Source organism: Rhizobium sp. Pop5 (genome assembly GCF_024721175.1).
In the GTDB taxonomy this organism is placed as follows: domain Bacteria; phylum Pseudomonadota; class Alphaproteobacteria; order Rhizobiales; family Rhizobiaceae; genus Rhizobium.
Map to the genome: position 1 here is coordinate 3,043,157 of NZ_CP099399.1, position 24,768 is coordinate 3,067,924.

Sequence of the window (24,768 nt, forward strand, 5' to 3'; positions counted from 1 at the left end):
TTTATCGGCAATTTTCGTGATTTTCGTCTTGAGCCCCGCGGTGGAAGTTGTAATGTTTACCAATCGGTCAAATATCCGCCAGATGAAAAACAAAGGCAACTGGCGATTTTCCGGCGCTCGACAAAACCAATAAGAGGCGCGGAAAGAGACCACGGGAACAGGTGGGCATGCCCCTTGCATGGCTGCCGCAAACAGGTGAGGGCATAGGAATGGTGGCAGCACCAGGCGAGAACATGCGCGTCAATGGCGACCGTCTCTGGGACAGTCTCATGGACATGGCGAAAATCGGCCCCGGAATCGCCGGCGGCAACAACCGCCAGACGCTCACGGATTCCGATGCCGAGGGCCGCAGCCTTTTCAAGACATGGTGCGACGAAGCGGGCCTGACGATGGGCGTCGACCAAATGGGCACGATGTTCGCCACCCGCCCCGGCACCGATCCCGATGCCCTGCCCGTCTATGTCGGCTCGCACCTCGACACCCAGCCGACCGGCGGCAAATATGACGGCGTGCTCGGCGTGCTCTCAGCGCTCGAAGTCGTGCGCACGATGAACGATCTCGGCATCAAGACCAAGCACCCGATCGTCGTCACCAACTGGACGAACGAGGAAGGCGCGCGTTTTGCCCCAGCCATGCTGGCGTCGGGCGTCTTTGCAGGCGTGCACAGCCTCGATTTTGCCTATAACCGCAGGGATCCCGAGGGCAACCTGTTCGGCGACGAGCTGAAACGCATTGGCTGGGTCGGCGACGAAGAGGTCGGCGCCCGCAAGATGCACGCCTATTTCGAATATCACATCGAGCAGGGTCCGATCCTCGAAGCCGAAGACAAACAGATCGGCGTCGTCACCCACTGTCAGGGCCTGTGGTGGCTGGAATTCACGCTGACCGGCAAGGAAGCCCATACCGGCTCGACGCCGATGAACATGCGCGTCAATGCCGGCCTTGCCATGTCACGCATCCTTGAAATGGTGCAGGGGGTGGCGATGGGCGAACAACCGGGCGCCGTCGGCGGCGTCGGCCAGGTCTTCTTCTCGCCGAACTCCCGCAACGTCCTGCCGGGCAAAGTGGTCTTCACCGTCGACATCCGCTCGCCCGACAAGGCCAAGCTCGACCGCATGCGGGCAAAGATCGAGGCGCAAGCGCCTGACATCTGCAACGCGCTGGGTGTCGGCTGCTCCATCGAGGCGATCGGCCATTTCGCGCCGGTTACCTTCGATGAAAAGCTCGTCACCGCGGTCCGCTCCGCCGCCGAACGCCTCGGCTACAGCCACATGAACCTCATCTCCGGCGCCGGCCACGACGCCTGCTGGGCCGCCAAGGTCGCGCCCGCCACCATGGTCATGTGCCCCTGCGTCGGCGGCCTCTCGCACAACGAGGCGGAAGAGATCTCCAAGGAATGGGCGACGGCGGGCGCTGATGTGCTGTTCCATGCGGTGGTCGAGACGGCGGAGATTGTGGTGTGATGTTTACTGTCGCACCCGGAGCCCCCTCATCCGACCCTACGGGCCACCTTCTCCCCGCTGGGGAGAAGGGAACGGCGGACGTCGCGGCTTCCCCCTTCTCCCCTCGGGGAGAAGGTGCCCGAAGGGCGGATGAGGGGGCTCCGTGTGCGACGAAGATTATCAAGCAGGATATCCGGAAACATCGCACCAACAAAACCGACCAGGCCAGGGCTCTTCGCCGCGGCGAAACCGAAGAGGAATACCATCTCTGGAGCGACCTGCGCGCCCGCCGCCTGAACGGCTCCAAATTCGCAAGGCAAGTTCCGCTCGGCCCATTCATTGTCGATTTCCTCTGTCGCGAAAAACGATTGATCGTCGAAGTCGATGGCTTCCAACACGCGGAAAATGCCCACGATCAGCGCCGAACCGAATGGCTCAATGTGAACGGCTATTCAGTGCTGCGCCTCTGGAACCGGGAGGTCTCGCAAGAACGGCACTCAGTACTCGAAACGATTCTGGCGGCCTTGCAGGGCCGGATCGAGGCCAGCTCAGAACTGCCCGGCTTCTATTCGCCAGCCGAATCTACAGACAAGAACGGGGAAAGATCATGACCACAGTCATCAAAAACGGCACCATCGTCACGGCCGACCTCACCTACAAGGCTGACGTCAAGATCGACGGCGGCAAGATCGTCGAGATTGGTCCGAATCTCTCGGGCGACGAGACCCTCGATGCCTCCGGCTGCTACGTCATGCCCGGCGGTATCGATCCGCATACCCATCTCGAAATGCCCTTCATGGGCACCTATTCCTCCGACGATTTCGAGAGCGGCACGCGTGCCGCCCTTTCCGGCGGCACGACCATGGTCGTCGATTTTGCCCTTCCCGCTCCCGGGCAGTCGCTGCTCGAAGCGCTGACCATGTGGGACAACAAGTCGACCCGCGCCAATTGCGACTATTCCTTCCACATGGCGGTCACCTGGTGGAGCGAGCAGGTCTTCAAGGAAATGGAGACCATCGTCCGCGACAAGGGCATCAACACCTTCAAGCATTTCATGGCCTATAAGGGCGCGCTGATGGTGGATGACGACGAGATGTTCGCCTCGTTCCAGCGCTGCGCCGAGCTCGGCGCCCTGCCGCTGGTGCATGCCGAAAACGGCGACGTCGTTGCCTCGATGTCGGCAAAGCTGCTCGCCGAGGGCAATAACGGCCCCGAGGCGCATGCCTATTCCCGCCCCGCCGAGGTGGAGGGGGAAGCCACCAACCGCGCCATCATGATCGCCGACATGGCCGGCTGCCCCGTCTATATCGTCCATACCTCCTGCGAACAGGCGCACGAGGCGATCCGCCGCGCCCGCTCCAAGGGCATGCGCGTCTATGGCGAGCCGCTGATCCAGCATCTGACGCTCGACGAAAGCGAATATTCCAATCCCGACTGGGATCACGCCGCCCGCCGCGTCATGTCGCCGCCCTTCCGCAGCAAGCAGCATCAGGATAGCCTCTGGGCAGGCCTCGCCTCCGGCTCATTGCAGGTGGTCGCGACCGACCATTGCGCCTTCACCACGGCGCAGAAGCGCTTCGGCGTCGGCGACTTCACCAAGATCCCGAACGGCACCGGCGGCCTCGAAGACCGCATGCCGATGCTCTGGACCCATGGTGTCAACACCGGCCGGCTGACGATGAACGAATTCGTCGCCGTCACCTCGACCAACATCGCCAAGATCCTCAACATCTATCCGAAGAAGGGCGCGATCCTCGTCGGCGCCGATGCCGACATCGTCGTCTGGGATCCGAAACGGTCGAAGACCATCTCGTCCAAGGCCCAGCAGTCGGCGATCGACTACAATGTCTTCGAAGGCAAGGAAGTGACCGGCCTGCCACGCTATACGCTGACGCGCGGCGTCGTTGCGATCGAGGAAAGCACCATCAAGACCCAAGAGGGCCACGGCGAGTTTGTCAGGCGCGAGCCGGTCACGGCCGTCAGCAAGGCGCTCTCCACCTGGAAGGAGATCACCTCTCCGCGCAAGGTGGAACGCAGCGGCATTCCGGCAACCGGCGTGTGACGATGGAGCGCAACGAAACGGCCATCAACCGGGGAATGACGCCTCCATGCGGATGACCTCACGCCGGCACCAGCGCGTCCAAATCAGGCAGAAGCACGACGCTTTCCTGCTCGTTCGGATCGGTGCGGGCAATGACCGCCGTGCATGGCGTGCTGCTGAGGTTTGCCGGCATATGCGGCACACCCGCCGGTATGTAGAAAAGTTCGCCGGCATGGACGACGACGTGATGCTCCAGCCGGTCGCCATACCAGGTATGGGCCTCGCCGGAGAGCATGTAGATCGCCGTCTCGTGCGCCTCGTGCAGATGCGCCTTGGCCCGCACGCCGGGCGGGATCGTCAGGAGGTGCATGCAGATGCCCTTGGCGCCGACCGTCTCGGCCGCTATCCCTTGGAAATAGCTCAGCCCCTGCTTGCCGTCATAGGCATGGTTGGGGCGAACGATGTGGCAGGTGGGTTTTGATGTCGCGTCCATTTTCTTCCTCCGTGAATTGTGCCGCCGGCCAAGCCTGCGGCGATGGTAACATGCAAACCGCCTCCCGGCGGCGAAAACAAGATCGGTCGCATTGATGCAAGCACCCTCCGTCGTATCCGCCAAGGATCTCTGTCTCACCTACCAGGCGAATGACGGCCCGGTGAATGCGCTGAGCGATGTCAATCTCGATGTGCGCAAGGGCGACTTCGTCTCCTTCATCGGCCCGTCGGGCTGCGGCAAGACGACCTTCCTGCGCGTCATCGCCGATCTTGAAAAGAGCACGTCGGGCGAAATCTCGATCAACGGCATGACGCCGGAGGAAGCCCGCAAGGCCCGCGCCTATGGCTACGTCTTCCAGGCGCCGGCGCTCTACCCCTGGCGCACCATCGAAAAAAACATCGCCCTGCCACTGGAAATCATGGGTTATACTGCAGCCGACCGCACCAGGCGCATCGCCGAGGCGCTCGACCTCGTCGGTCTTTCCGGCTTCGAGAAGAAATTTCCCTGGCAGCTTTCCGGCGGCATGCAGCAGCGCGCCTCGATCGCCCGCGCGCTCGCCTTCGATGCCGACCTGCTGCTGATGGACGAGCCCTTCGGCGCGCTGGATGAGATCGTCCGCGACCATCTGAACGAAGAGCTGCTGAAACTCTGGGCCCGCACCAACAAGACGATCTGCTTCGTCACCCACTCCATCCCCGAGGCCGTCTACCTCTCGACCAAGATCGTGGTGATGTCGCCGCGCCCGGGCCGCGTGACCGATGTCATCGATTCAACGCTGCCGGCCGAACGCCCGCTCGACATCCGCGACACCCCCGAATTCCTGGAAATCGCCCACCGCGTCCGCGAGGGGCTGAGGACGGGGCATAGCCATGAGGTTTAGGCGATTGAGTCCGAGGGTCACCCCCCTCTGCCCTGCCGGGCATCTCCCCCACAAGGGGGGAGATCGACATGCCGAACCGGCTTCCCCAAACAATAAAAGACCGCTGATCCAGCGTCAAAACATTGGGGATCGACGCGCTATCCTCTTGTCGTTCTCCCCCCTTGTGGGGGAGATGTCCGGCAGGACAGAGGGGGGTAACCGCACGCACGGTGTGGACTTATGGGAGCGCTCCCTATGAAACCCGACACCTTCAAAAACAAGATCATCCCCGTCACCACCATCCTGCTCGCCCTCATCGCCATCTGGTATGTCGCGGCCGTTCTCATGAATGCGCCGTTCCAGCGCGACATGGACAGCCGCGCCGGCGCCACGCCGACCACATGGGAATTCGTCGGCAAGACGCTTGCGCAGCCGAAGCCGATCCTGCCGGCGCCGCATCAGGTGGCGCAGAATGTCTACGAGAATACCGTCCTGCGCAGCCTTTCGAGCAACCGCAGCCTCGTGTACCATAGCTGGGTGACGCTCTCATCCACGCTGCTCGGCTTCGGCTTCGGCATGCTGCTCGGCATTCTTCTCGCCGTGCTGATCGTGCACAACCGCGCCATGGACCGCTCGCTGATGCCGTGGCTGGTGGCGAGCCAGACGATACCGATCCTTGCCATCGCGCCAATGATCGTCATTATTTCCTATAACGTGCTGACCGGCGACAACGCGCTGGCGCATCTTCTGAACCTCGATTCCGACGCCTCCCGCCTCGTTTCCAAGGCGCTGATCTCCACCTATCTTTCCTTCTTTCCCGTCGCCGTCGGCATGGTGAAAGGGTTGCGGTCACCCGAAATCCTCTATCTCGACCTGATGCGCACTTATAATGCGAGCCCCATGCAGACCTTCTGGAAGTTGCGTGTCCCAGCTTCGGTCCCCTTCCTCTTTACGTCGATGAAGGTCGCGATCGCCGCGAGCCTTGTCGGCGCAATCGTCGGCGAACTGCCGACGGGTGCGACCGCCGGCATCGGCTCGAAGCTGCTTGCCGGTTCCTATTACAGCCAGACCATCGATATCTGGGCGGCCCTCGTCGCCGGATCGCTGCTTGCGGGCGTTCTCGTCGCGATCGTCGGCCTTGCGGGGAAAATCGTCGATCGCGCCATGGGCGGGAGACCGGCATGAGACATCTGACCTTTTCCTGGCAGGGCGTAATCGCCCTCGTTCTCTGCATCGCGGCGCTGACCAGCCTTCCGCTTCTGGGTGAGGGCATGACGCGACCCTTGAGCGACGGCACGGCGAGCCTGATCTTCATCATCGTCGCCGCAGCCGCTCTCCTGTCTTTTGCGCCGCAGCCGCCGGCCTATCGCGCCACCGTGCTGTTCATCGGCGCGCATGGTGCCGCCTGGATGCTGCTTTCGGCTCTTTCCGGCAACGAGGCTACGGCAACACGGGCTTTCTTCCTGCTGCTCTTTGCCTCCTGGCTGCTTGCCTGGCGATGTGTCACCGAGCTTTCGAAACTGCAGCCCGTCACCACCTTCGGCAAGTCGTCACTCCAGCTTCTGATCCCCGCAATCTTCGGCGCCTGGATCCTCATTCTCTGGGAGGCGGTCACGCGTGGTGCCGGTGTCCCCTTTATCCTGCTGCCGCCGCCGAGCGCCATCGGCGCACGCATCATGGCCTCGCTGCCGATTCTCGGTGACGATGTCAGGCAGACGATCTTCAAGGCGGTATTGATCGGCTATGTCGTCGGCTGCCTCAGCGGCTTCGTTGTCGCAGTGCTGGCCGACCGCGTCGCCTTCCTGCGCCGCGGCCTGCTGCCGATCGGCAACATGGTGTCGGCGCTGCCGATCATCGGCATCGCTCCCGTCATGGTCATGTGGTTCGGCTTCGACTGGCCGTCGAAAGCCGCCGTCGTCATCATCATGACCTTCTTCCCGATGCTGGTGAACACGGTGGCCGGCCTTGCCGCCTCCGGCAGCATGGAGCGCGACTTGATGCGCACCTATGCCTCGAGCGACTGGCAGACGCTGCTGAAACTCAAGCTTCCGGCAGCCATGCCCTTCATTTTTAATGCGCTGAAGATCAACTCGACGCTGGCGCTGATTGGTGCCATCGTTGCGGAATTCTTCGGAACGCCGATCGTCGGCATGGGCTTCCGCATCTCCACCGAGATCGGCCGCATGAATGTCGACATGGTCTGGGCGGAAATCGCCGTTGCGGCGCTGGCCGGCTCGATCTTCTATGGCGTCATTGCCCTGACGGAACGGGCGGTGACTTTCTGGCATCCGTCTATCCGTGGTGGCTAGGCGCGCACGGGGCTTCGCAAAAGGTCCGGGCATAACTTCAGAGGGTAAGGACAAGAAAATGAAAAAATTGATGGTTGCAATGATGGCAAGCGCCATGTCGCTGGCCGCGGCCCATGCGATGGCCGCCGATAAGGTGGTGCTGCAGCTGAAATGGGTCACACAGAGCCAGTTCGCCGGTTATTACGTCGCCAAGGAGAAGGGTTTCTACAAGGAAGAAGGCCTCGACGTCGACATCAAGCCGGGCGGCCCCGATATCGCCCCTGAGCAGGTGATCGCCGGCGGCGGCGCCGATGTCATTGTCGACTGGATGGGCGGCGCACTGGTTGCCCGCGAAAAAGGCGTTCCGCTCATCAACATCGCCCAGCCCTACCAGAAGTCGGGCCTGGAAATGATCTGCCGCAAGGACGGGCCGGTCAAGACCGAAGCCGACTTCAAGGGTCACACGCTCGGCGTCTGGTTCTTCGGCAACGAATATCCCTTCTTCGCCTGGATGAACAAGCTCGGCCTGTCCACGGAAGGCGGCGCGAACGGCGTCACCGTGCTGAAGCAGAGCTTTGACGTGCAGCCGCTCGTCCAGAAGCAGGCCGACTGCATCTCCGTCATGACCTATAACGAATACTGGCAGGCGATCGATGCCGGCTTCAAGCCGGAGGAACTGACGGTCTTCAACTATACGCAGATGGGCAACGACCTCCTGGAAGACGGCCTTTATGCGATGGGAGACAAGCTGAAAGACCCAGCCTTCAAGGAAAAGATGGTCAAGTTCGTCCGCGCCTCAATGAAGGGCTGGAAATATGCGACCGAGAACCCCGACGAAGCCGCCGAGATCGTCGTCGACAATGGCGGCCAGGACGAGAACCATCAGAAGCGCATGATGGGCGAAGTCGCCAAGCTTGTCGGCGACGGCTCCGGCAAGCTCGACGAGGCGCTCTATGCCCGCACGGCGAAGGCGCTGCTCGACCAGAAGATCATCAGCAAGGAGCCATCCGGCGCCTGGACGCACGACGTCACCGACGCCGCCTCCAAGTAATTACGCCAGCATGCGAAGCGAGACGCGCGGAAAGATTTCCGCGCGTTTTTTTATTTTTCGCACCGAGATGAAAAAAATGCCTCGCAACTGTCGCATTTATCCGGCGCCAAACGTCATTGATGCATGTCGCGCAAAACTGTGCAGCGGTTTTTCGGCTCGACATGCATAACAGGAGCTAACGCGCAGGCGAGAATTTGAAAGATCGCAATGCGCTTTAGGAGAGAAGCTCGATCAATCATCGTCATGTTCGCATAACCCTTCGATGATTGATTCAGGTTCTGATGGTAATTATTATGGGCGCATGGGGAATTGTTTTCCATCGGGCTTGCATATCGAGCAAATCGATACCAACTACAAGCCGATTTGCCGACGAGGGATGAAGACGGCAAATGATGTGTGGATACCCCTGAGAATGCAGGAAAGGCAGTGGCCTGGTCGCGAGCTGAAATGGCAGACGCGCGAGTTCGGCTAACCTTTTGACAAGATTGGACCAAGACGCATGGCACTTAAGCCGAACGGAATTCTAGGAACATCCGCACTCTTTGCAGCGCTCCTGGCTGCATCCACCGCATTTTCGCAGGAGGCGCCGGTCGCAAAGCCGCAGCAGAACCTGCCGGCGATCGTCGTCACCACGGCTGTCAATCGCACCCTCGTCGACCGTGTCATCGGCACGGGAACGGTCAAGCCCGTCGAGGAAGTCTATATCCAGCCGCAGGTCGAGGGCCTCTCGATCCGCACGCTGAAGGCTGATGTCGGCGATAAGGTCCAGGCGGAAAGCAGGCTGGCGACGCTGAACGACGACGCGCTGGTGCTGGAGAAGAGCCAGATGATGGCGACGAAGGCCAAGGGCGAGGCGAGCCTTGCCCAGCTGCGCGCACAACTCATCGAGGCGCAGGCCAATGCCGAACAGGCAAGGCAGCAGCAGGCCCGCGCCCAGGAAATGGGCAAGAAGGGCACGGTTTCCACCGCCCAGGTCGAGCAGGCCGATGCGACCGCCGCCGCCGCCAATGCCCGCGTCGTCTCCGCCGAACAGGCGATCGAGGTCGCCGAAGCCGATCTCAAGGTCTTCGACAGCCAGATCGCCGATGCGGATTTGAAGCTTGCGCGCACCGACGTGAAGACGCCGGTCGCCGGCACCGTCGCTGCTAAGAACGCCAAGGTCGGCGCCATTGCCGCCGGTAACGGCGATCCGCTGTTCACCATCATCCGCGACGGTGATGTCGAGCTCGTCGCCGAAGTCGCCGAAAGCGACATCGTCAGGGTCATGCCGGGTCAGAAGGCGACTGTTTCACTCTCCGGCAGCCGCGAAAAACTTTCCGGTTCCGTGCGTCTGGTTTCGCCGACCGTCGATCCGGTGACCCGCCTCGGCCTTGTCCACATCTCCATCGACGATGACAGCAAGGCGCGTTCCGGCATGTATGGCAGCGCCGAAATCATCGTGCGCGAGGCAGAGGGCGTATCGCTTCCCCTGACCGCGGTCCTTACCGGCACGGAGGGCTCCTCCGCCCGCAAGGTCGAGGACGGCGTGGTAAAATTCGCAAAGATCGAAACCGGCATTCAGGACGGCCCCTATGTCGAAATCATCAGTGGATTGAAGACCGGCGATGAGGTCGTCGCCAAGGCGGGCGCCTACGTCCGTGACGGCGACCACATCACGCCGGTGCGTGAGCAGCCCTCGGCTTCCAACTAAAGAGACCATCCGATGAATTTTTCAGCCTGGTCCATACGAAATCCCATCGCGCCGCTCCTGGCTTTCTGCCTGCTGATCTTCATCGGCATGCAGTCTTTCAACAAGCTGCCGATCACGCGCTTCCCGAACATCGACGTGCCGCTCGTTTCGATCAGCGTAACACAGAGCGGCGCCTCGCCGGCCGAACTCGAAATGCAGGTGACGAAGGAGATCGAAGATGCGATCGCCTCGATCACCGGCATCGACGAAATCCAGTCGACGGTGACCGACGGCAGCTCGCAGACCAACGTCATGTTCCGGATGGAAGTGCCGACGGAACAGGCCGTACAGGACGTCAAGGACGCGATCGACCGCATCCGCAGTGATCTGCCAGCGACAGCCGAAGCGCCTATCGTCACCAAGGTCGACGTCGAGGGCCAGGCGATCCAGACCTTCGCCGTTTCCTCGCCCGACATGTCGCTGGAAGAACTCTCCTGGTTCGTCGATGATACGATCAAGCGGGCGCTGCAGGGCCAGGCCGGTATCGGCCGTGTCGACCGTTACGGCGGCGCCGAGCGCGAAGTTCGCATCGAACTCACCCCCGACAAGCTGAACGCCCACGGCATCACCGCCGCGAGCGTGAACCAGCAGCTGCGCGGCACCAACGTCGACCTCGGCTCCGGCCGCGGCCAGGTAGCGGGTAGCGAACAGGCGATCCGCGTTCTCGGCGACGCTCGCAACGTCGCCGAGCTTGCCGACACGACGATTGCGCTGCCGAGCGGCCGTTTCGTCAAGCTATCCGATCTCGGCGTGATCAAGGATACCTACGAGGAGCCGAAATCCTTCTCGCGCTTCAACGATACGCCGGTTGTCACCTTCGGCGTCTTCCGCTCGAAGGGCGCCAGCGAAGTCAGCGTCGCCGAAACCGTGGCGCAGAGCCTCGACAAGGTCAGGGGCGAAAACCCGAACGTCAAGATCGAGATGATCGACGATTCGGTCTATTTCACATACGGCAACTACGAAGCCGCCATTCATACGCTGCTGGAAGGCGCACTGCTTGCCGTCATCGTCGTTCTTCTGTTCCTCAGGAACTGGCGGGCGACCCTGATTTCGGCGATTGCCCTTCCGCTGTCGGCCATACCGACCTTCTGGGTCATGGACATGATGGGCTTCTCGCTGAACCTCGTCAGCTTCCTCGCCTTGACGCTCGCGACAGGTATTCTCGTCGACGACGCCATTGTGGAAATCGAGAACATCGCCCGTCACATCAAGATGGGCAAGACGCCCTATCGAGCGGCGATCGAGGCGGCGGATGAAATCGGCCTCGCCGTCATCGCCACCACCTTCACCATCATTGCTGTCTTCGTGCCGGTTTCCTTCATGCCGGGCATTCCTGGCCAGTACTTCATCCAGTTCGGCCTGACCGTCGCCTTCTCCGTCTTCTTCTCGTTGCTGGTCGCGCGCCTCATCACCCCGATGATGGCCGCTTATCTGATGCGTGCCGAAGACGCGATGGAAGACCATCACGACAATGATGGCTTGCTGATGAAGGGCTATACGCGTCTTGTCAGCGGCACGACCCGCAAGTGGTATTGGCGTTATACAACTCTGATCGTAGCCTTTCTCTTGACGGTTGGGTCGGTCATCTCGCTGTTCATGTTCGTGCCCGGCAGCTTCCTGCCGGCGGAAGACGCGTCGCGCATCGTTCTCTCGGTCGAACTGCCGCCCAATGCGCGGCTCGACGACACCGAGAAGACGACCGATGCGATCTATAAAAGGGTCAAGGATATCAACGGCGTCGAAAGCGTCTTCGTTCTCGGCGGCGCATCGCCGAAGGGCGAGCTCGAACTGCGCCGCGCAACCATCACACTCGCGCTCGGCAAGCTCGACCAGTCGCTGGTCAAGAAGGTGGTCAACGACGTGATCGGCCATATCCCGGTCATCGGCCCGAAACTGCCGAAGGTGGACGTCCACGGCCGCGTGCGTCCGCAATGGGATATTGAAAAGGAAGTCTTCGCCAAGCTGGCCGACATTCCCGACGTCCACATCCTCAAGCTCAACGACCGCGGCGAACGCGACCTCTCCTTCAACTTCCTCTCCAAGAACGAGAAGGACCTGAATGAGGCTGTCGGCATTCTGGAATCGAAGCTCCGCGCCGATCCGCTGCTCGCCAATGTCAGCGCCGACGGCGCCCTGCCCCGTCCGGAACTGCAGGTCTACCCGCGCAAGGACGAGGCCGCCCGCCTCGGCATCACGCCGCAGCAGATCTCCGAGACGATCCGCGTCGCCACCATCGGCGATGTCGATGCGGCTCTCGCCAAGATCTCGCTCGACGATCGCCAGATCCCGATCCGCGTCCAGGCCGCGGTCGACATGCGCCGTGACCTTGCGGCCATTCGGGCGCTGAAGATCCAGACCGCCAGTGGCGGCACCGTTCCGCTTTCGAGCGTCGCCAATATCGACTATTCGGAAGGCGTGAGCTCGATCAAGCGCAACAACCGTTATCGCGTCGTCTCGATCGGTTCGGACCTGCCGCAGGGCGTGGCGCTCGATACGGCCTCAGCCCGTTTCCGCCAGATCGTCAACGACGCCAAGATCCCGGCCACGGTGCATCTTGCCGAAAGCGGCGATACCAAGGTGCAGACCGAAATGCAGCAGAGCTTCGTCAACGCCATGTTGATGGGCCTCCTGCTGGTGCTGACCGTGCTGATCCTGCTCTTCAAGGACGTGATCCAGCCCTTCACCATCCTGTTCTCGCTGCCGCTTGCCATCGGTGGTGTCGCGGCGGGCCTGATCGTCACCAGCAATCCGCTCTCCATGCCGGTCATGATCGGCATTCTGATGCTGATGGGCATCGTCACCAAGAACGCGATCCTGCTCGTCGATTTCGCGATCGAGATGCGCCATCAGGGTATGGGCCGCGTCGAGGCCATGGTCGAAGCCGGCCGCAAGCGCGCCCGGCCGATCATCATGACCTCGATCGCCATGTCGGCCGGCATGCTGCCGTCGGCGCTCGGCGTCGGCGAAGGCGGCTCGTTCCGTGCGCCGATGGCAATCGCGGTGATCGGCGGCATCATCGTCTCGACGGTGCTGTCCCTCGTCGTCGTGCCTTCCTTCTTCCTGATCATGGACGATCTGTCCCGCCTGCTCGGCTGGATGTTCGGCCGTCTGGTCGGCAGGAAGGACGAGGAAGAGCTGCCGCTGTCGCGCGAAGATCTCACCCGCGTTACCCGCGAGAACCGCACCGACATCGACTCGCTGGACGAGCGCCTGACCGCGATCGAGAAGCCGGAAAGCAAGCGCAAGGGCGCCAAAGACACCAATGTGCTTCGCCTGCCGCCCTTCGCGGCGGAGTGAGCAACGTCCAGTAAACGGACGGGCCGGGACGATCTCCCGGCCCGTTCGTTTTATCGGTCATCTCAGCATTTGACCGAAATCAATTCCGCCGCTTTCTCTTTCCCCTATCTTAGCCGGCATGCCGGCGTTTGCGAGTTCCAAATTTTGGTCTATATCCGCTAAATGTCTGACGCCACCTTGATTGATGGGTTCATTGCCTGGGGAACGAGGCTTGCAGCAACTCCGTCGTCAAGCTTGGGCATCGATGTTGAGGTTTTTACGCCCACGCCGAATCCAGCCGCCAAAATCGACTTTGAAAGCAGCGAACTTTTGGGGCGCATTACATTGTGGTCCGACGGGAATTTCTATGCCGAGGCAATTGACGCAGCAACATCAGCGACAATCCTTTCCCGTCAGGGCCACGCAGCGGCGAGCGCCACCTTCGGCGAGGAATTCAGCGATATTTTGAAACTGTTCGCAATTCATTGAACGTCCACGCCATGCCGATGGCCGTTAATAGGTTCACAGCCTAGCTGCAGAAATGCTGAACCATGTCACCGACACGCAACCAGTTGAATGAAAACGGGCAAACAAGAATGCTAATCAAGCAAACCGACTATCATCGGATTTATCGAGTTATAAATAGCTTGATCCTCAATGAGAACGGAAATGCCGCGCACGCCTGCATGTACTTCGCCACCTTCGGTTCGTTCATTCTTGAACAGCACTATAAGGTGAAAGCGACGCCTAAAGGCGGCCTTGCGGCGTATAATCTGGATGGGACAATGATCCTGTTTGCCGATCATCGTGAGGATGGCTACGTCACAGGAGCTGGTGAGAATTTCCATTGCTGGGTCGAGGCAGAGGGTTGGGCCATTGATTTCATGGCCCCTGCGTTCTCAGAGACAGCGGCCGGTCTCCAGGTCCCGTCGAAGATGTTTCAACGGCCCTTGTCAGCGATGGCGTCCAGCATCAATAATTTGAATCACTCCGGAGATTTCTTCTATCTGTCCGAACCTGCCGCGACCGCCGCGCGTTTTCAGGATTGGCACAAACTTGCGATGATCGGCGATCTTGCAACGATTGCAGCAAGGTGGTTTCGAAAGGCTCCCAAAAGTATGGCTGCCGCTATTTCCGTGGACAATCCGTCAGGCAAGAGCAGAAGCGTTCCTCTTGTCGGCAATCCGCTTGTCGGCAGTTGGTGAGAGCTGCTTCCCTCGCCAGGGAGCGAAACCTGGCACCCGTCATTCCTCGACCACCTCAATCTCCGGCCAGCCGGCGAGCGTCAGCCGCAGGCGGCCGCGGTCGGCGCGTTCGAGCGTGATCGGACCGGCCTTTTCCTCCAGCCGCCGGCGCAGGAGGATCAGCCTTGTTTCGAGATTGTCCTTGAAGTCAGGCAGTTGCAGGCGACGGTCGCGGCGGATCTCGCGGTTCAGGAAGTCCCGCTTGCCGGTCAGCGCATAGTCTTGCAGAAAATGCAGGAGCAGCCGCCCCGGCACGCCGCGGATCAGATAGTCGTCGTCGACGAACAGAGAGCCGTCGCGCGGATAGAAACGAACGGCGATGCGCCGGCCGGCCGGCTCGCTGCCTGCTCGGTCGGCCGGAGCCTCCGGTTTTTCCTGCCCATTCGTCTCCGTTCGCTCGCGTTCCTCGGACAGGAAGGAGAGCGCGGTGGCGAGATGCGCTGCGATGACGATCAGCGCCTCCTCGTCGCGATGGCGGAAGGTGAAGCGCTCGGTCGATTCCGAAAACAGCACGCCGACAAGCCTTCCCCGCGCGACAAGCGGCAGCGCAATCTGGCTGAGCGGCTTTTCGAGCGCCGGAAGCGGGATCGGCGCCGCATCCTCGACGCCCGCCATGGCCCGCACCGCCTGGATATAGCGCTGGCCGCGACTGAGATCGGTGATTCGCACATTGCGCCGCCGCTCGGCCGCCAGCCCGATAATGCCGCGCCCGGCCGGAACCTCGGCCCCGAAGCCGAACTGGTCGTAGCCGCGGCTGGCGATCGTCGTCAGCCCTCCGCGTTCGCCGTCCGGCACCAGCACCATGGAATGGTTATAGCCGAAGAGTTTGCCGAGGCCCTCAAGCGTCACATCGAGCAGCGTTTCCGGATCGCCGCAGTCTGACATCCGTGCCGTCAGCCTCGCCACCTTGCCCATCAGGTCGGGCAGCACGAGTGCCACCGGCTCGACCAGCGGATTGGCGGCCGGCACCGCCCGACAGTCCTCCACCCGGTAGATGTCGACGGCGCGCAGCTTCATGATCCCGCTCAGCCGGCTTTCCAGGATCGCCAGGTGGACCGCCATCCGCTCGAATGTCTCGCCCTTCGTCTCGGAACGCACGAACGCCAGGTCGAGAACGTGTTGCTGGCCGCTATAACCGTCGACCACCATCACGGTCGCAAGCCCGTTGCGCGCCACATTGGCGGCGGTCTTGGAGAAGAACTGGTCGGAGAGCGCCACATGCGTCTCGTCTACGCAATGCACGTGCGAGAGATAGGAAATATTGGGCATTCCGTCTGCATCGGTGGTGGCAATGACGGAGGGAATGACGCCTTCGAAACTGTCGCGCAGCCCTTCGAGCGGGATCATGCGGCGGCTTCCGGCGTCAGCCTGCGCCCCGCGCCCGGCCCCGGCGTCTGCTCGAAGATCGCCTGCGGCTCGATCGTCAGGCAGACGAGTTCCCGGTCCGAGAGTGTGCTGGAGAGCTGCATGCGGGTGACCCCAAGCGCCGTCATCCGCGCGAGCTGTTCTGCGACATAGGCCTCGCCCCGTGCCCGGTGGGCCTCATCCGCCAGCCCCGCCGCGAGGATGCGGCCCTTGATCTGGCAGGCCTTGTAATCGGCGGCCCGCACATAGGTCATGGCAATCGGCCGGCCGACCTGCGCCTGGCTGACGGCATCAGGCCATTGGCTACGGGAGGCCAGAAAGTGCAAATGCCCGCTCTGCCGGTCGACGCGCACGCCCGAGCCGCGGCCAATCATCGGCCGGCCGGCCTCGTCGCGCGTCGCGAACAGGATCATGACGGGACTCTCTATAAATTCCGCAAGTTCCGGCCCCAGCAATGCTTGTCCCCCCGATGTCAGGCGATGATAGTTAGTTAGGATATTCTTAGCAATCGTTCCAATTGCTTAGGATGGTTTTAGGAAGCGCCTCGCAAAGGGCTCGGTTATTTCACGGCCATCAGCCCGGCGCACATAGAGAGGCGCCTGATAACGAGAGGAAAACCATCATGAGCCATGAATTCTCGCTTACCAGCATCCCCGATCTCAACGGCCGCTACGACATTTACGGCGCGATCCACAAAGGCCTGCGCAAGGCCGGCTGCGACCTGCTCGGACGCCTCGGCACAGCCGATTTCCAGAACGTTGAGGAGACTGTTTTCCTGATCGGCGACCTGCGCCATTACCTGATGCTTGCCGCCTCCCATGTCACTCACGAGGATGACAACATCCACACGGCGCTTGCCGAAAAGGGCGTCTCGACCGTCACGCTGGACGAGCAGCACGACGACCACCGCACCGCCTTCCGCGAACTGGAAGACCTTGTCGTCGCCTGGGAGAACGCCTGGCCGCTGCACAAGGCGGCCTGCGGCCGCAAGCTCTACCTCGCCTTCGCCGCCTATATCGCCGATGACTTCGCGCATATGCACGAGGAGGAGGCGGTGACCGGCCCTCTCCTGTGGCGCTACTTCACCGACCAGGAAATATTCGGCATCGAGATGAACATCATCGGCTCCCTGCCGCCGGAAAAGAGCATGGCCTTCATGCGCATCATGATCCCGGCGGTCAATCCGGCGGAGCGCGCAGCACTGCTGGGCGCCATGAAGAAGAATGCGCCGCCGGAAATCTTCCAGGCCGTCATCGACTTCGCCGTCCGTCCGGGGCTTTCGGCCGGCGACTTCGCCAAGCTTGCCGACGCGCTGAAGCTGGCCGCCTGAAAAGATTGCTGCGGGCGGAGGATTGAGGCTCCGCCCGTGGCATCGCCGAGCATTTCCGGAGAAGAACCATGTGCAAACCGAACGGCAAGGCCGGCATTCCGGCCGCGTGTCCACGCCGCGGCGATTGTCGCGGCTGCCGCATGCTGCTTTCCGCCATGGCGGGGGAGCGAAGCGCCTCACGTCTTGACGTGCTCATCAAGGAAGTACGTCCGCTGCCCGCGCCGGTCTTCCTGGAGACGTGCCTCAAATTAGGGAATCCTATGCCCATTCCGAAAAGTAAGACGCTCTAGGTCAATTCGGGCCAAAATCACACGAATCTAGAGCCCGCCCTGCTCCCTCAGGAAGCTGACGATGGAGCTGACCCCGTCGCCGCGCTTCATGTCGGAAAACACGAAGGGTCGGCTCGCGCGCATGCGCGTCGCATCGCGGTCCATCACTTCGAGATCGGCGCCAACATGGGGTGCCAGATCCTTCTTGTTGATGACGAGAAGGTCCGAGCGGGTGATCCCTGGCCCGCCCTTGCGCGGGATTTCCTCGCCCTGGCAGACGGAGATGACATAGATGGTGATATCGGCAAGATCGGGCGAAAAGGTCGCTGCCAGATTGTCGCCGCCGGATTCGATGAAGACGACGTCGAGGTCGGGAATCCGCTCGTTGAGGCCGGCGATCGCCTGAAGATTGATCGTCGCGTCCTCGCGAATGGCCGTGTGCGGGCAGCCGCCCGTCTCCACGCCGACGATGCGATCGGAAGGCAGCGCCTGCATGCGCACGAGTGCCTCGGCGTCCTCGGTGGTATAGATGTCGTTGGTGACGACGGCGACGGAATAGTCGTCGCGCATCGCCTTGCAGAGCTTTTCCGTCAGCGCCGTCTTGCCCGAGCCGACCGGCCCGCCGATGCCGACGCGCAGAGGTCCGTTTCTTGATTTCATGTGTCTTACTCCAATCGAACCCCGATGATAGCGAGACCGACGGCGGGCGCCACCGTCAAATGACGCAACTCCGGCGGAAATTTTGAACCGTCACGAGCGAAACAACCGCGTCGTCTGGGTCTCATGGCGCAGGCTGACGATATCGGCCTGCACCGTCGCCGAACCGAGATCGTCGAGCGTCGAGACCGCGGCCCGCCGGGCGATTTCCGCAATGTGCTCTTCAAGACCGGCAAGCACGGCAACACCGTCCCTCTGCCCGGCGATGCCGAGACGAATGCCCGCCGAAACCGCTTGTGAGACATAGGCATGCAAAAAGGCGGCGAGCGCCTTCTCGGGGGCGATGTCGTGCGCGCCTGTCACCGCACCAACTGCAACGGGATAAGCGGCCTTCTGAGGCAGCCTCTCGAATACGCCGTCCGGCCAGGCTCGCGCCGCCGCGAGAAATGCCTCGCCGAGCAGCATCGTTTCCTGATGGCGCTCGCGCGATCCTGCAAGCGCCTCGGCGAGTGCGGCGATTTCGGCGAGGCCGACGGAGTCTGCTTGATGCCTGTGGCTTTCGGCGAGCAGCACACTATCGTTCCATGCCGAACCACGCTCGATCAGAGTGCCAATCCAGACGGCAAGCGAGGCCGCATCGGTGACCAGCCCATCGGCCACCGCCCGCTCCAACCCGCCCGAATAGGCAAACCCGCCGATCGGAAAGGCCGGCGAGAGCCATGCCGTCAGGCGCAGCAATGCCTGCAGCTCAGTATCCCCGGTCATGGAGCCTCAGTCGTGCTTGTGGCCGTGATGCCCGTGCCCATGTCCATGGTCGTGATCATGATCATGGTTGCAGCTGTGATCATGCTTATGGTCATGTCCATGGTCGTGATTGTGCCCGTGGTCATGAGCCGCATGTCCATGATCATGAGAATGCCCGCTATGGGAATGGTAGGCTCCGCGCGCGGGCTGGAAGGGCTCGTCAATATCGAGAACGGTGGCACCCAGTCCCTGCAGCATGCTGCGGATGACGTGATCGCGCAGGATGACGATGCGGTCTTCTTCGATCTGGGCCGCGAGATGGCGGTTGCCGAGATGCCAGGCAAGCTCGACCAGATGCGTACGGTCGCGGCCCCGAATTTCGAAGAGCTTCTCGTCTGCCGCAAGGATCTCGATCAGCTCGCCGTCTTCGCGCACCAGCAGGTCGCCGTTGGCGAAAAGCACCGGGTCCTTGAGGTCGAGCATGACCATCTCGCCATTCTCCAGATGCAGGAGCTTGCGTCTGAGATGGCGCAGGTCATGCGGCAGCTTGACCTGGGCGGTCGGATGGGAGGAAGGGGTACCGGCGGGAAGATAGGAGGTGACGCGCTGCATGATATGTCCGTTTTGCTGAGACGACGACCATGCAAAATAGCCTTGCCTGATGCAAGCACCAATAGTCTTTCGCTTGCGGCATGCCGCGCAAAAGCGCGCCGAGGCATCGCGAGACGCCTTTGGCGCTCGGCTTTATATTCCGTAGGCCTGCATCACAGTGTCGCTGCCTGTTCCCCTGCTCTCGGTCCCGAAGCCGTTTTCGGCAAGCCCGTGCCAGGCATGCTGAAGACCTTCCCGCTCGTGCACGACGCGATTGCGCCCGAGCGCCTTGGCAAGATAGAGCGCCCGATCGGCCGAGGCATAGACCTGCTGCTTGTTGCGTCCGGCGAGAAGATCGGCGACGCCTCCGGAAATGGTGATGGCGATATTATGCCCCTCTGCGGTGATCGGCCTGCCGGCGATGCTTGCCCGGACGGCCTGAATGCGCTCCAGCCGCGCCTCCAGCGGTTCGCCGCAGACGATGACGCCGAACTCCTCACCGCCAAGCCGCGCGACGACGGACAATTCGTCGAAGGCCGAGGTCAGCACAGCCGAGACCGCGGTGATGACGGCGTCGCCGCAGGCGTGGCCAAAGCGATCGTTGATCGCCTTGAAACGATCGACGTCGAAAATGACAAGCGAGGCATTGTCCTCGATACTGTCGAGCGCCTCAGTAAAGGCGCGCCTGTTCAACAGGCCGGAGAGCATATCCGTGCGGCTGAGCCTTTCGAATTTCGCCCGCGACAGCGACAGCTCGTGCATGGCGAACCCTGCGGTCAGCGACAGCATGCCGGAAACCGTTCCGCCGACGAGCCAGGAAAAAATGGCGCCGAAGCCGAGCGCATGCGGCAGCGTCATCGGCAGCAGCCCGAGAAAACCGAGCGGTGGTATCGTCAGACCGATAATGACGCCGGAAAGAATGACAGCGAGAAAGCTCGTCTTCAGCGCGAAGACATAGACGTTCCTGCGATATTGAAAATTGCCCAAATCGGCCTGCAGCGACATCCAGTTTCTCATGAGAATCGACCTTCCTGCCCGGCGTTGCAAGGCATTGATAAGAGCCCAATTGCTGCGGGTGTCTTAATCCACTCCTTAAAATTCGAACGGTTTTGGACGATTTGGTGGACAGATTTTTTCTAGCAGGGGATGCAAACGGAAAATCCCTGAATCGGACAATTCAGGGAGACAGTTAGATATTTGATATAAAAAGACTTTTTTGAGCTTGGCGGTAGGGCTGTTCCAGAATGGTTTAACCCGGGAAATTACCGGTTTCTCCACTGATTTTTACAACCGAACGGAGAGTGCCGTTCACAATTTAGTTTGAGGGCGAACCGGTCGCCTGTTGCTTCAATTGTAGACAGATACAGATAATCGCAAAGATTGTGGAAGCGGGTTCCATAAGCCTGTCCTAAGCCCGGCCGCACGCAGGGCGGCGGCAGTCCAGGTGTTGCAGCCGAAGAGGGCGTTGAAGTATCCCTTCGCCTCGAAAAACCGGTCGATCTCGCCATAACCCGCACCCGGAATCGGCAATGTCTCGCCTGCCTCGCGGGCGAAGCTGTCCACCATGAAGTTGCGCAGCCGCGCCAGTTGGTCGTCGCTGATATCGAATGACGTCACAGCCGGCTGCGGCTCGGTGATATGGCCGGCAAGGTCCACATGCAGCACCGACCGGTCGATTGTCAGCGCCCGCAGCACCGGCAGCGGCTTCAGTTCCGCCCAGGTCGGGGTTTCCAGATAAAAAGCGCGGCCGCCCCAGCCGACGACGAGCCATTCCGCATTCGGATGGCCGAGCGGAAAATCGGCATTGTCGAGGAAGGAAAATGCCGCCCGCGTCCCCTCATCGATCGGGATTGCGATATCCGTGTGGATCGGTCCCGACAGCAGGAGAATCCGGTGCGTCGCCGGCGCGGACGACGCCTCGACCGGGGCAATCAGCGGCCGGGGAATGAAGGTTCCACCCGCGGCCAGAGCCACGAGCAGGACGATGATCCGCAACAGCCAGCCTATGCCCCTCCGCACGGAATGGCTGGCCTAAAACAGGAAATAGCGCTGCGCCATCGGCAGCACCGTCGCCGGCTCGCATGTCAGCAATTCGCCGTTCGCCCTCACCTCGTAAGTCTCCGGATCGACCTCGATCTCCGGCGTCAGGTCGTTGTGGATCATCGACGCCTTGGAGATGCCGCCGCGCGTATTTTTCACCGCCACGAGTTCCTTGGCGACGCCGAGCCTGCCTTTCAGGCCGGCATCGAGCGAGGCCTGACTGACGAAGGTGACGGAGGAGTTGGTAAGGCTCTTGCCATAGGAAGCGAACATCGGCCGGTAATGCACCGGCTGCGGCGTCGGGATCGAAGCATTCGGATCGCCCATCGGGGCGGCGGCGATCGAGCCGCCGAGCAGCACCATGTCGGGCTTCACGCCGAAGAAGGCCGGATTCCAGAGCACGAGGTCGGCGCGCTTGCCGATCTCGACCGAGCCGATCTCGTGGCTGAGGCCATGCGTGATCGCCGGATTGATCGTGTATTTGGCGATATAACGCCGGACGCGGAAATTGTCGTTGTCGCCTTTTTCCTCCTTCAGCCGGCCGCGCTGGCGCTTCATCTTGTCCGCCGTCTGCCAGGTGCGGATCGCCACCTCGCCGACACGGCCCATGGCCTGGCTGTCGGACGAGATGATCGAGAAGGCGCCGATATCATGGAGGATGTCTTCCGCCGCGATCGTTTCCTTGCGGATGCGGCTTTCGGCAAAAGCGATATCCTCGGGGATCGACGGCGACAGGTGATGGCAGACCATCAGCATGTCGAGATGCTCGGCGATGGTATTGACCGTATAGGGCCGCGTCGGATTGGTCGACGAGGGAATGACGTTCGACTGGCCGCAGATCTTGATGATATCGGGCGCGTGCCCGCCGCCAGCCCCTTCCGTGTGGAAGGCATGGATCGTGCGGCCCTTGATGGCGCCGATCGTATCCTCGACGAAGCCGCTTTCGTTGAGCGTATCGGTGTGGATCATCACCTGCACGTCGTATTCGTCTGCGACGGACAGGCAGCAGTCGATGGCGCCGGGCGTCGTGCCCCAATCCTCGTGCAGTTTCAGCGAGGTAGCGCCGGCCAGCACCATTTCGGTCAATGCACCCGGCAGCGAGGCATTGCCCTTGCCAGCAAAAGCCAGGTTCATCGGGAAGGCGTCGGCCGCCTCGATCATGCGCGCGATATGCCAGGGACCGGGCGTACAGGTGGTGGCAAGCGTGCCATGCGCCGGCCCCGTGCCGCCGCCGAGCATGCAGGTCATGCCCGACATCAGCGCCTCTTCGATCTGCTGCGGCGCGATGAAATGGATATGGCTGTCCATGCCGCCGGCTGTGACGATCTTGCCTTCGGCGGCGATCGCTTCCGTGCCCGGACCGACGATGATGTTGACGCCGGGCTGCATGTCGGGATTGCCCGCCTTGCCGATCGCAACGATACGCCCGTTCTTGAGCCCGATATCGGCCTTGTAGATGCCTGAGTGATCGACGATCACCGCATTGGTGATAACAGTGTCGACCGCGCCGTCCGCCCGCGTCACCTGGCTCTGGCCCATGCCGTCGCGGATGACCTTGCCGCCGCCGAACTTCACCTCCTCGCCGTAGGTGGTGAAATCCTTCTCGATCTCGATGAAGAGCTCCGTATCGGCAAGGCGCACCTTGTCACCGGTGGTCGGTCCGAACATGCCGGCATAGGCCGCGCGCGAGATCTTGTAAGGCATCCATCAGGCTCCGTGGGAGGAAGAAACAAGCATTTTTCCGTCGAGCCGCGTGATGCGGCCGGCGGCAATATAAGCATCGACAAGCTGCCTTTCGGCTGCAAACGGGTGCCATTCCCAGCCGACGTGACCGAAGCCGGCCAGCGCTACCTCGGCCCCGGCATATTTGTTCAGCACCTCGGCAATGACGATCATGCCGCTGCTCGGCACGACGTAGGGCGCAGGCGCAAAGGCCGAAAGCGAGACGTCGACGGCTTCGTGGACCGATTTGTCGATGACGACATGCGCCTTGCCGGTCTTAGCGCAGAAGGCGTCGAATGCCTCTGTATAGTCGTCGCAGAAATCGTCGAGATCAGGATGCGAGACGGCAAGCGGCGCCCGCATCGCGGCGAATTTTTCCGGGTCACGCACGCTCCAGATTTCGCGCGCAGCAACGACGCCGGGATGATCACGCCATTCGGACGAGCCGAGCATCGCCTTGGCCGGCCGGCCGGTATTGCAGACTGCGACGGCATCCGTGCGGCTGCCGCCGGCGCCATAGGAGCGGCAATCGTTGAAGCGGATGACGAAATCGGCGGCATCGATGATGCCTGCCATCCCATCTCCGACCTCGCCATTGCCGACGATCACGATCTGCGCCACCTCAGTTGCTCATCGTGTCTTCGAGCTCTTTCAGCTCTTTCGTGCGTTTGTCCGTGATATCGGCAAGGCACCCGGCAACCAGCATCGGCTCCATCGTGCCGCCGCGGGCCTGGAAACCGACGGCGTCGCATTCGGCGTCACGATAGTCGATCCGGGCGCGCTGCGCCTTGACCAGCGCCTGCTCCGCGCCCTTCATGCCCCCATCCAGATCCTTGTCGATCGCCACCATCGCGGCGCGGGTCTTCTTGTATTGCGCGTTCAGCGCCTTGTCGGCGGTCTCATGCCGCGCCGCCTCGCAGGAGGTCATGTCTGATTGCGTCTGGGGATTCTTGCAATCGATATCCTGTGCAGAAGCCGCACCTGAAGGCAGCAAGATCGCTGCCGCGACGAGGCAGATATTCAAATGCATGCATCTCTCCCGTTTATCCTAGAGCTTGCCCATTACCAGCTGGCGGAAGCCATAGACCTCGCGCTTGCCGGAAAGCGGGATCAGTGTCACCGAGCGCGTCTGCCCGGGTTCGAAACGCACGGCCGTCCCTGCCGGAATATCGAGCCGCTTGCCACGAGCCGCTGCGCGATCAAAGGAAAGCCCGGCATTGGTTTCGGCGAAATGATAGTGGCTGCCGACCTGCACCGGCCGGTCACCTGTATTGGAAACCTCCAGCGTCACCGTCGGTGCGCCGGCATTGAGTTCGATGTCGCCGCTTGCGGCAATGATCTCGCCCGGAATCATTTTCATTCTCCTCAAGCCGCCTTGGGCGCGCAGCCCTCGGCCTTCAACACGCGCTTCGTTGATGCCGGATTTTTGGCGAGCATAGCGGCAGGCCGGATGGGCCTTGCGACGAGATTGCCGCCGCAGTTCGGGCAGGCGCCTTTCAATACACCGTCGGCGCAATCGGCGCAGAAGGTGCATTCATACGTGCAGATCCGCGCCTCTGCGCTCTCCGGCGGCAGATCCTTGTCGCAGCATTCGCAATTGGGCCTGAGCTCCAGCATTTCTGTCTCC

The 24,768-nt window shown here is 61.7% G+C and carries 26 protein-coding genes; 13 read left to right on the forward strand and 13 right to left on the reverse strand.

Going from position 1 to position 24,768, the window contains the following annotated elements; translation table 11 throughout:
* The first annotated feature begins 209 nt into the window (after nt 1–209).
* From NE852_RS17320 to hydA, 3 genes are read left to right on the forward strand one after another with little or no spacing between them, the layout of a single operon-like run.
* Nucleotides 210–1,463, forward strand: coding sequence for a Zn-dependent hydrolase (locus NE852_RS17320; protein WP_037174964.1), 1,254 nt, complete (start codon nt 210–212; stop codon nt 1,461–1,463).
* Nucleotides 1,463–2,053, forward strand: coding sequence for an endonuclease domain-containing protein (locus NE852_RS17325; RefSeq protein ID WP_008534542.1), 591 nt, complete (start codon nt 1,463–1,465; stop codon nt 2,051–2,053). Before NE852_RS17320 ends, NE852_RS17325 begins: the two co-directional genes overlap by 1 nt.
* A complete protein-coding gene (gene hydA / locus NE852_RS17330; RefSeq protein ID WP_008534545.1) occupies nt 2,050–3,504 on the forward strand; it encodes a dihydropyrimidinase in 1,455 nt (484 codons plus the stop codon). Before NE852_RS17325 ends, hydA begins: the two co-directional genes overlap by 4 nt.
* A 58-nt stretch (nt 3,505–3,562) precedes the next feature.
* On the opposite strand, the gene NE852_RS17335 is transcribed toward hydA, so the two are convergent.
* Nucleotides 3,563–3,976 carry a cupin domain-containing protein gene (locus NE852_RS17335; RefSeq protein WP_008534547.1) on the reverse strand — a complete coding sequence of 138 codons (414 nt, stop codon included), beginning with the start codon at nt 3,974–3,976 and terminating at the stop codon, nt 3,563–3,565.
* A gap of 94 nt (nt 3,977–4,070) precedes the next feature.
* Here NE852_RS17335 and NE852_RS17340 point away from each other — a divergent pair, with 94 nt between their 5' ends.
* The 8 genes from NE852_RS17340 to NE852_RS17375 all read left to right on the forward strand — a co-directional run bounded on the left by NE852_RS17340 (nt 4,071) and on the right by NE852_RS17375 (nt 14,384).
* Entirely contained in the window at nt 4,071–4,856 is a 786-nt protein-coding gene (locus tag NE852_RS17340; RefSeq protein ID WP_008534548.1) for an ABC transporter ATP-binding protein, read from the forward strand.
* 234 nt (nt 4,857–5,090) lie between these two features.
* On the forward strand, nt 5,091–6,020 hold the full coding sequence (locus NE852_RS17345) for an ABC transporter permease (RefSeq protein ID WP_008534550.1): 930 nt from the start codon (nt 5,091–5,093) through the stop codon (nt 6,018–6,020).
* Nucleotides 6,017–7,144 (forward strand): ABC transporter permease, encoded by a 1,128-nt coding sequence (locus tag NE852_RS17350; protein ID WP_258155879.1) that lies wholly within the window; start codon nt 6,017–6,019, stop codon nt 7,142–7,144. The genes NE852_RS17345 and NE852_RS17350 overlap by 4 nt, the downstream gene beginning before the upstream one ends.
* Before the next feature lie 58 nt (nt 7,145–7,202).
* Nucleotides 7,203–8,174: an ABC transporter substrate-binding protein gene (locus NE852_RS17355; RefSeq protein ID WP_008534563.1), complete on the forward strand. Its 972-nt coding sequence runs from the start codon at nt 7,203–7,205 to the stop codon at nt 8,172–8,174.
* 499 nt (nt 8,175–8,673) lie between these two features.
* Entirely contained in the window at nt 8,674–9,864 is a 1,191-nt protein-coding gene (locus tag NE852_RS17360; protein ID WP_008534565.1) for an efflux RND transporter periplasmic adaptor subunit, read from the forward strand.
* Between the two features lie 12 nt (nt 9,865–9,876).
* Nucleotides 9,877–13,200 carry an efflux RND transporter permease subunit gene (locus NE852_RS17365; protein ID WP_258155880.1) on the forward strand — a complete coding sequence of 1,108 codons (3,324 nt, stop codon included), beginning with the start codon at nt 9,877–9,879 and terminating at the stop codon, nt 13,198–13,200.
* Between the two features lie 162 nt (nt 13,201–13,362).
* The gene (locus NE852_RS17370; RefSeq protein WP_128623655.1) at nt 13,363–13,668 is read left to right on the forward strand and encodes a hypothetical protein; all 306 of its coding nucleotides are present in this window, start codon (nt 13,363–13,365) and stop codon (nt 13,666–13,668) included.
* A gap of 107 nt (nt 13,669–13,775) precedes the next feature.
* The gene (locus NE852_RS17375; protein WP_037174974.1) at nt 13,776–14,384 is read left to right on the forward strand and encodes a DUF2026 family protein; all 609 of its coding nucleotides are present in this window, start codon (nt 13,776–13,778) and stop codon (nt 14,382–14,384) included.
* 39 nt (nt 14,385–14,423) lie between these two features.
* Here the strand turns inward: NE852_RS17375 and NE852_RS17380 are convergent, their stop codons facing one another.
* The gene (locus NE852_RS17380) at nt 14,424–15,770 is read right to left on the reverse strand and encodes a GAF domain-containing protein (RefSeq protein WP_008534583.1); all 1,347 of its coding nucleotides are present in this window, start codon (nt 15,768–15,770) and stop codon (nt 14,424–14,426) included.
* Nucleotides 15,767–16,201, reverse strand: coding sequence for a hypothetical protein (locus tag NE852_RS17385; protein ID WP_008534585.1), 435 nt, complete (start codon nt 16,199–16,201; stop codon nt 15,767–15,769). Before NE852_RS17385 ends, NE852_RS17380 begins: the two co-directional genes overlap by 4 nt.
* A gap of 209 nt (nt 16,202–16,410) precedes the next feature.
* Between NE852_RS17385 and NE852_RS17390 the strand changes: the two genes are divergently transcribed.
* Complete coding sequence (locus tag NE852_RS17390) at nt 16,411–17,118, forward strand: hypothetical protein (protein ID WP_008534587.1); 708 nt, start codon at nt 16,411–16,413, stop codon at nt 17,116–17,118.
* Nucleotides 17,119–17,186: 68 nt separating this feature from the next.
* On the forward strand, nt 17,187–17,408 hold the full coding sequence (locus NE852_RS17395) for a hypothetical protein (RefSeq protein WP_008534590.1): 222 nt from the start codon (nt 17,187–17,189) through the stop codon (nt 17,406–17,408).
* Between the two features lie 27 nt (nt 17,409–17,435).
* Here the strand turns inward: NE852_RS17395 and ureG are convergent, their stop codons facing one another.
* The 10 genes from ureG to NE852_RS17445 all read right to left on the reverse strand — a co-directional run bounded on the left by ureG (nt 17,436) and on the right by NE852_RS17445 (nt 24,758).
* Nucleotides 17,436–18,047: an urease accessory protein UreG gene (gene ureG, locus NE852_RS17400; RefSeq protein ID WP_008534592.1), complete on the reverse strand. Its 612-nt coding sequence runs from the start codon at nt 18,045–18,047 to the stop codon at nt 17,436–17,438.
* A 90-nt stretch (nt 18,048–18,137) separates the two neighbouring features.
* Nucleotides 18,138–18,809, reverse strand: a complete 672-nt coding sequence (locus tag NE852_RS17405) for an urease accessory protein UreF (RefSeq protein WP_008534594.1) — start codon at nt 18,807–18,809, stop codon at nt 18,138–18,140.
* A 6-nt stretch (nt 18,810–18,815) separates the two neighbouring features.
* Nucleotides 18,816–19,400, reverse strand: a complete 585-nt coding sequence (gene ureE, locus NE852_RS17410) for an urease accessory protein UreE (protein WP_008534596.1) — start codon at nt 19,398–19,400, stop codon at nt 18,816–18,818.
* Between the two features lie 132 nt (nt 19,401–19,532).
* A complete protein-coding gene (locus NE852_RS17415) occupies nt 19,533–20,396 on the reverse strand; it encodes a GGDEF domain-containing protein (RefSeq protein ID WP_037174977.1) in 864 nt (287 codons plus the stop codon).
* A 330-nt stretch (nt 20,397–20,726) separates the two neighbouring features.
* Complete coding sequence (locus tag NE852_RS17420; protein ID WP_008534599.1) at nt 20,727–21,398, reverse strand: TIGR02117 family protein; 672 nt, start codon at nt 21,396–21,398, stop codon at nt 20,727–20,729.
* 12 nt (nt 21,399–21,410) lie between these two features.
* Complete coding sequence (gene ureC, locus NE852_RS17425; RefSeq protein ID WP_008534601.1) at nt 21,411–23,123, reverse strand: urease subunit alpha; 1,713 nt, start codon at nt 23,121–23,123, stop codon at nt 21,411–21,413.
* A 3-nt stretch (nt 23,124–23,126) separates the two neighbouring features.
* Nucleotides 23,127–23,750 carry a hypothetical protein gene (locus tag NE852_RS17430; RefSeq protein WP_037174983.1) on the reverse strand — a complete coding sequence of 208 codons (624 nt, stop codon included), beginning with the start codon at nt 23,748–23,750 and terminating at the stop codon, nt 23,127–23,129.
* 13 nt (nt 23,751–23,763) lie between these two features.
* Nucleotides 23,764–24,171, reverse strand: a complete 408-nt coding sequence (locus NE852_RS17435) for a lysozyme inhibitor LprI family protein (RefSeq protein WP_008534605.1) — start codon at nt 24,169–24,171, stop codon at nt 23,764–23,766.
* Between the two features lie 18 nt (nt 24,172–24,189).
* Nucleotides 24,190–24,495: an urease subunit beta gene (locus NE852_RS17440; protein ID WP_008534606.1), complete on the reverse strand. Its 306-nt coding sequence runs from the start codon at nt 24,493–24,495 to the stop codon at nt 24,190–24,192.
* Nucleotides 24,496–24,506: 11 nt separating this feature from the next.
* Complete coding sequence (locus NE852_RS17445) at nt 24,507–24,758, reverse strand: DUF1272 domain-containing protein (protein ID WP_008534607.1); 252 nt, start codon at nt 24,756–24,758, stop codon at nt 24,507–24,509.
* Between the last annotated feature and the right edge of the window lie 10 nt (nt 24,759–24,768).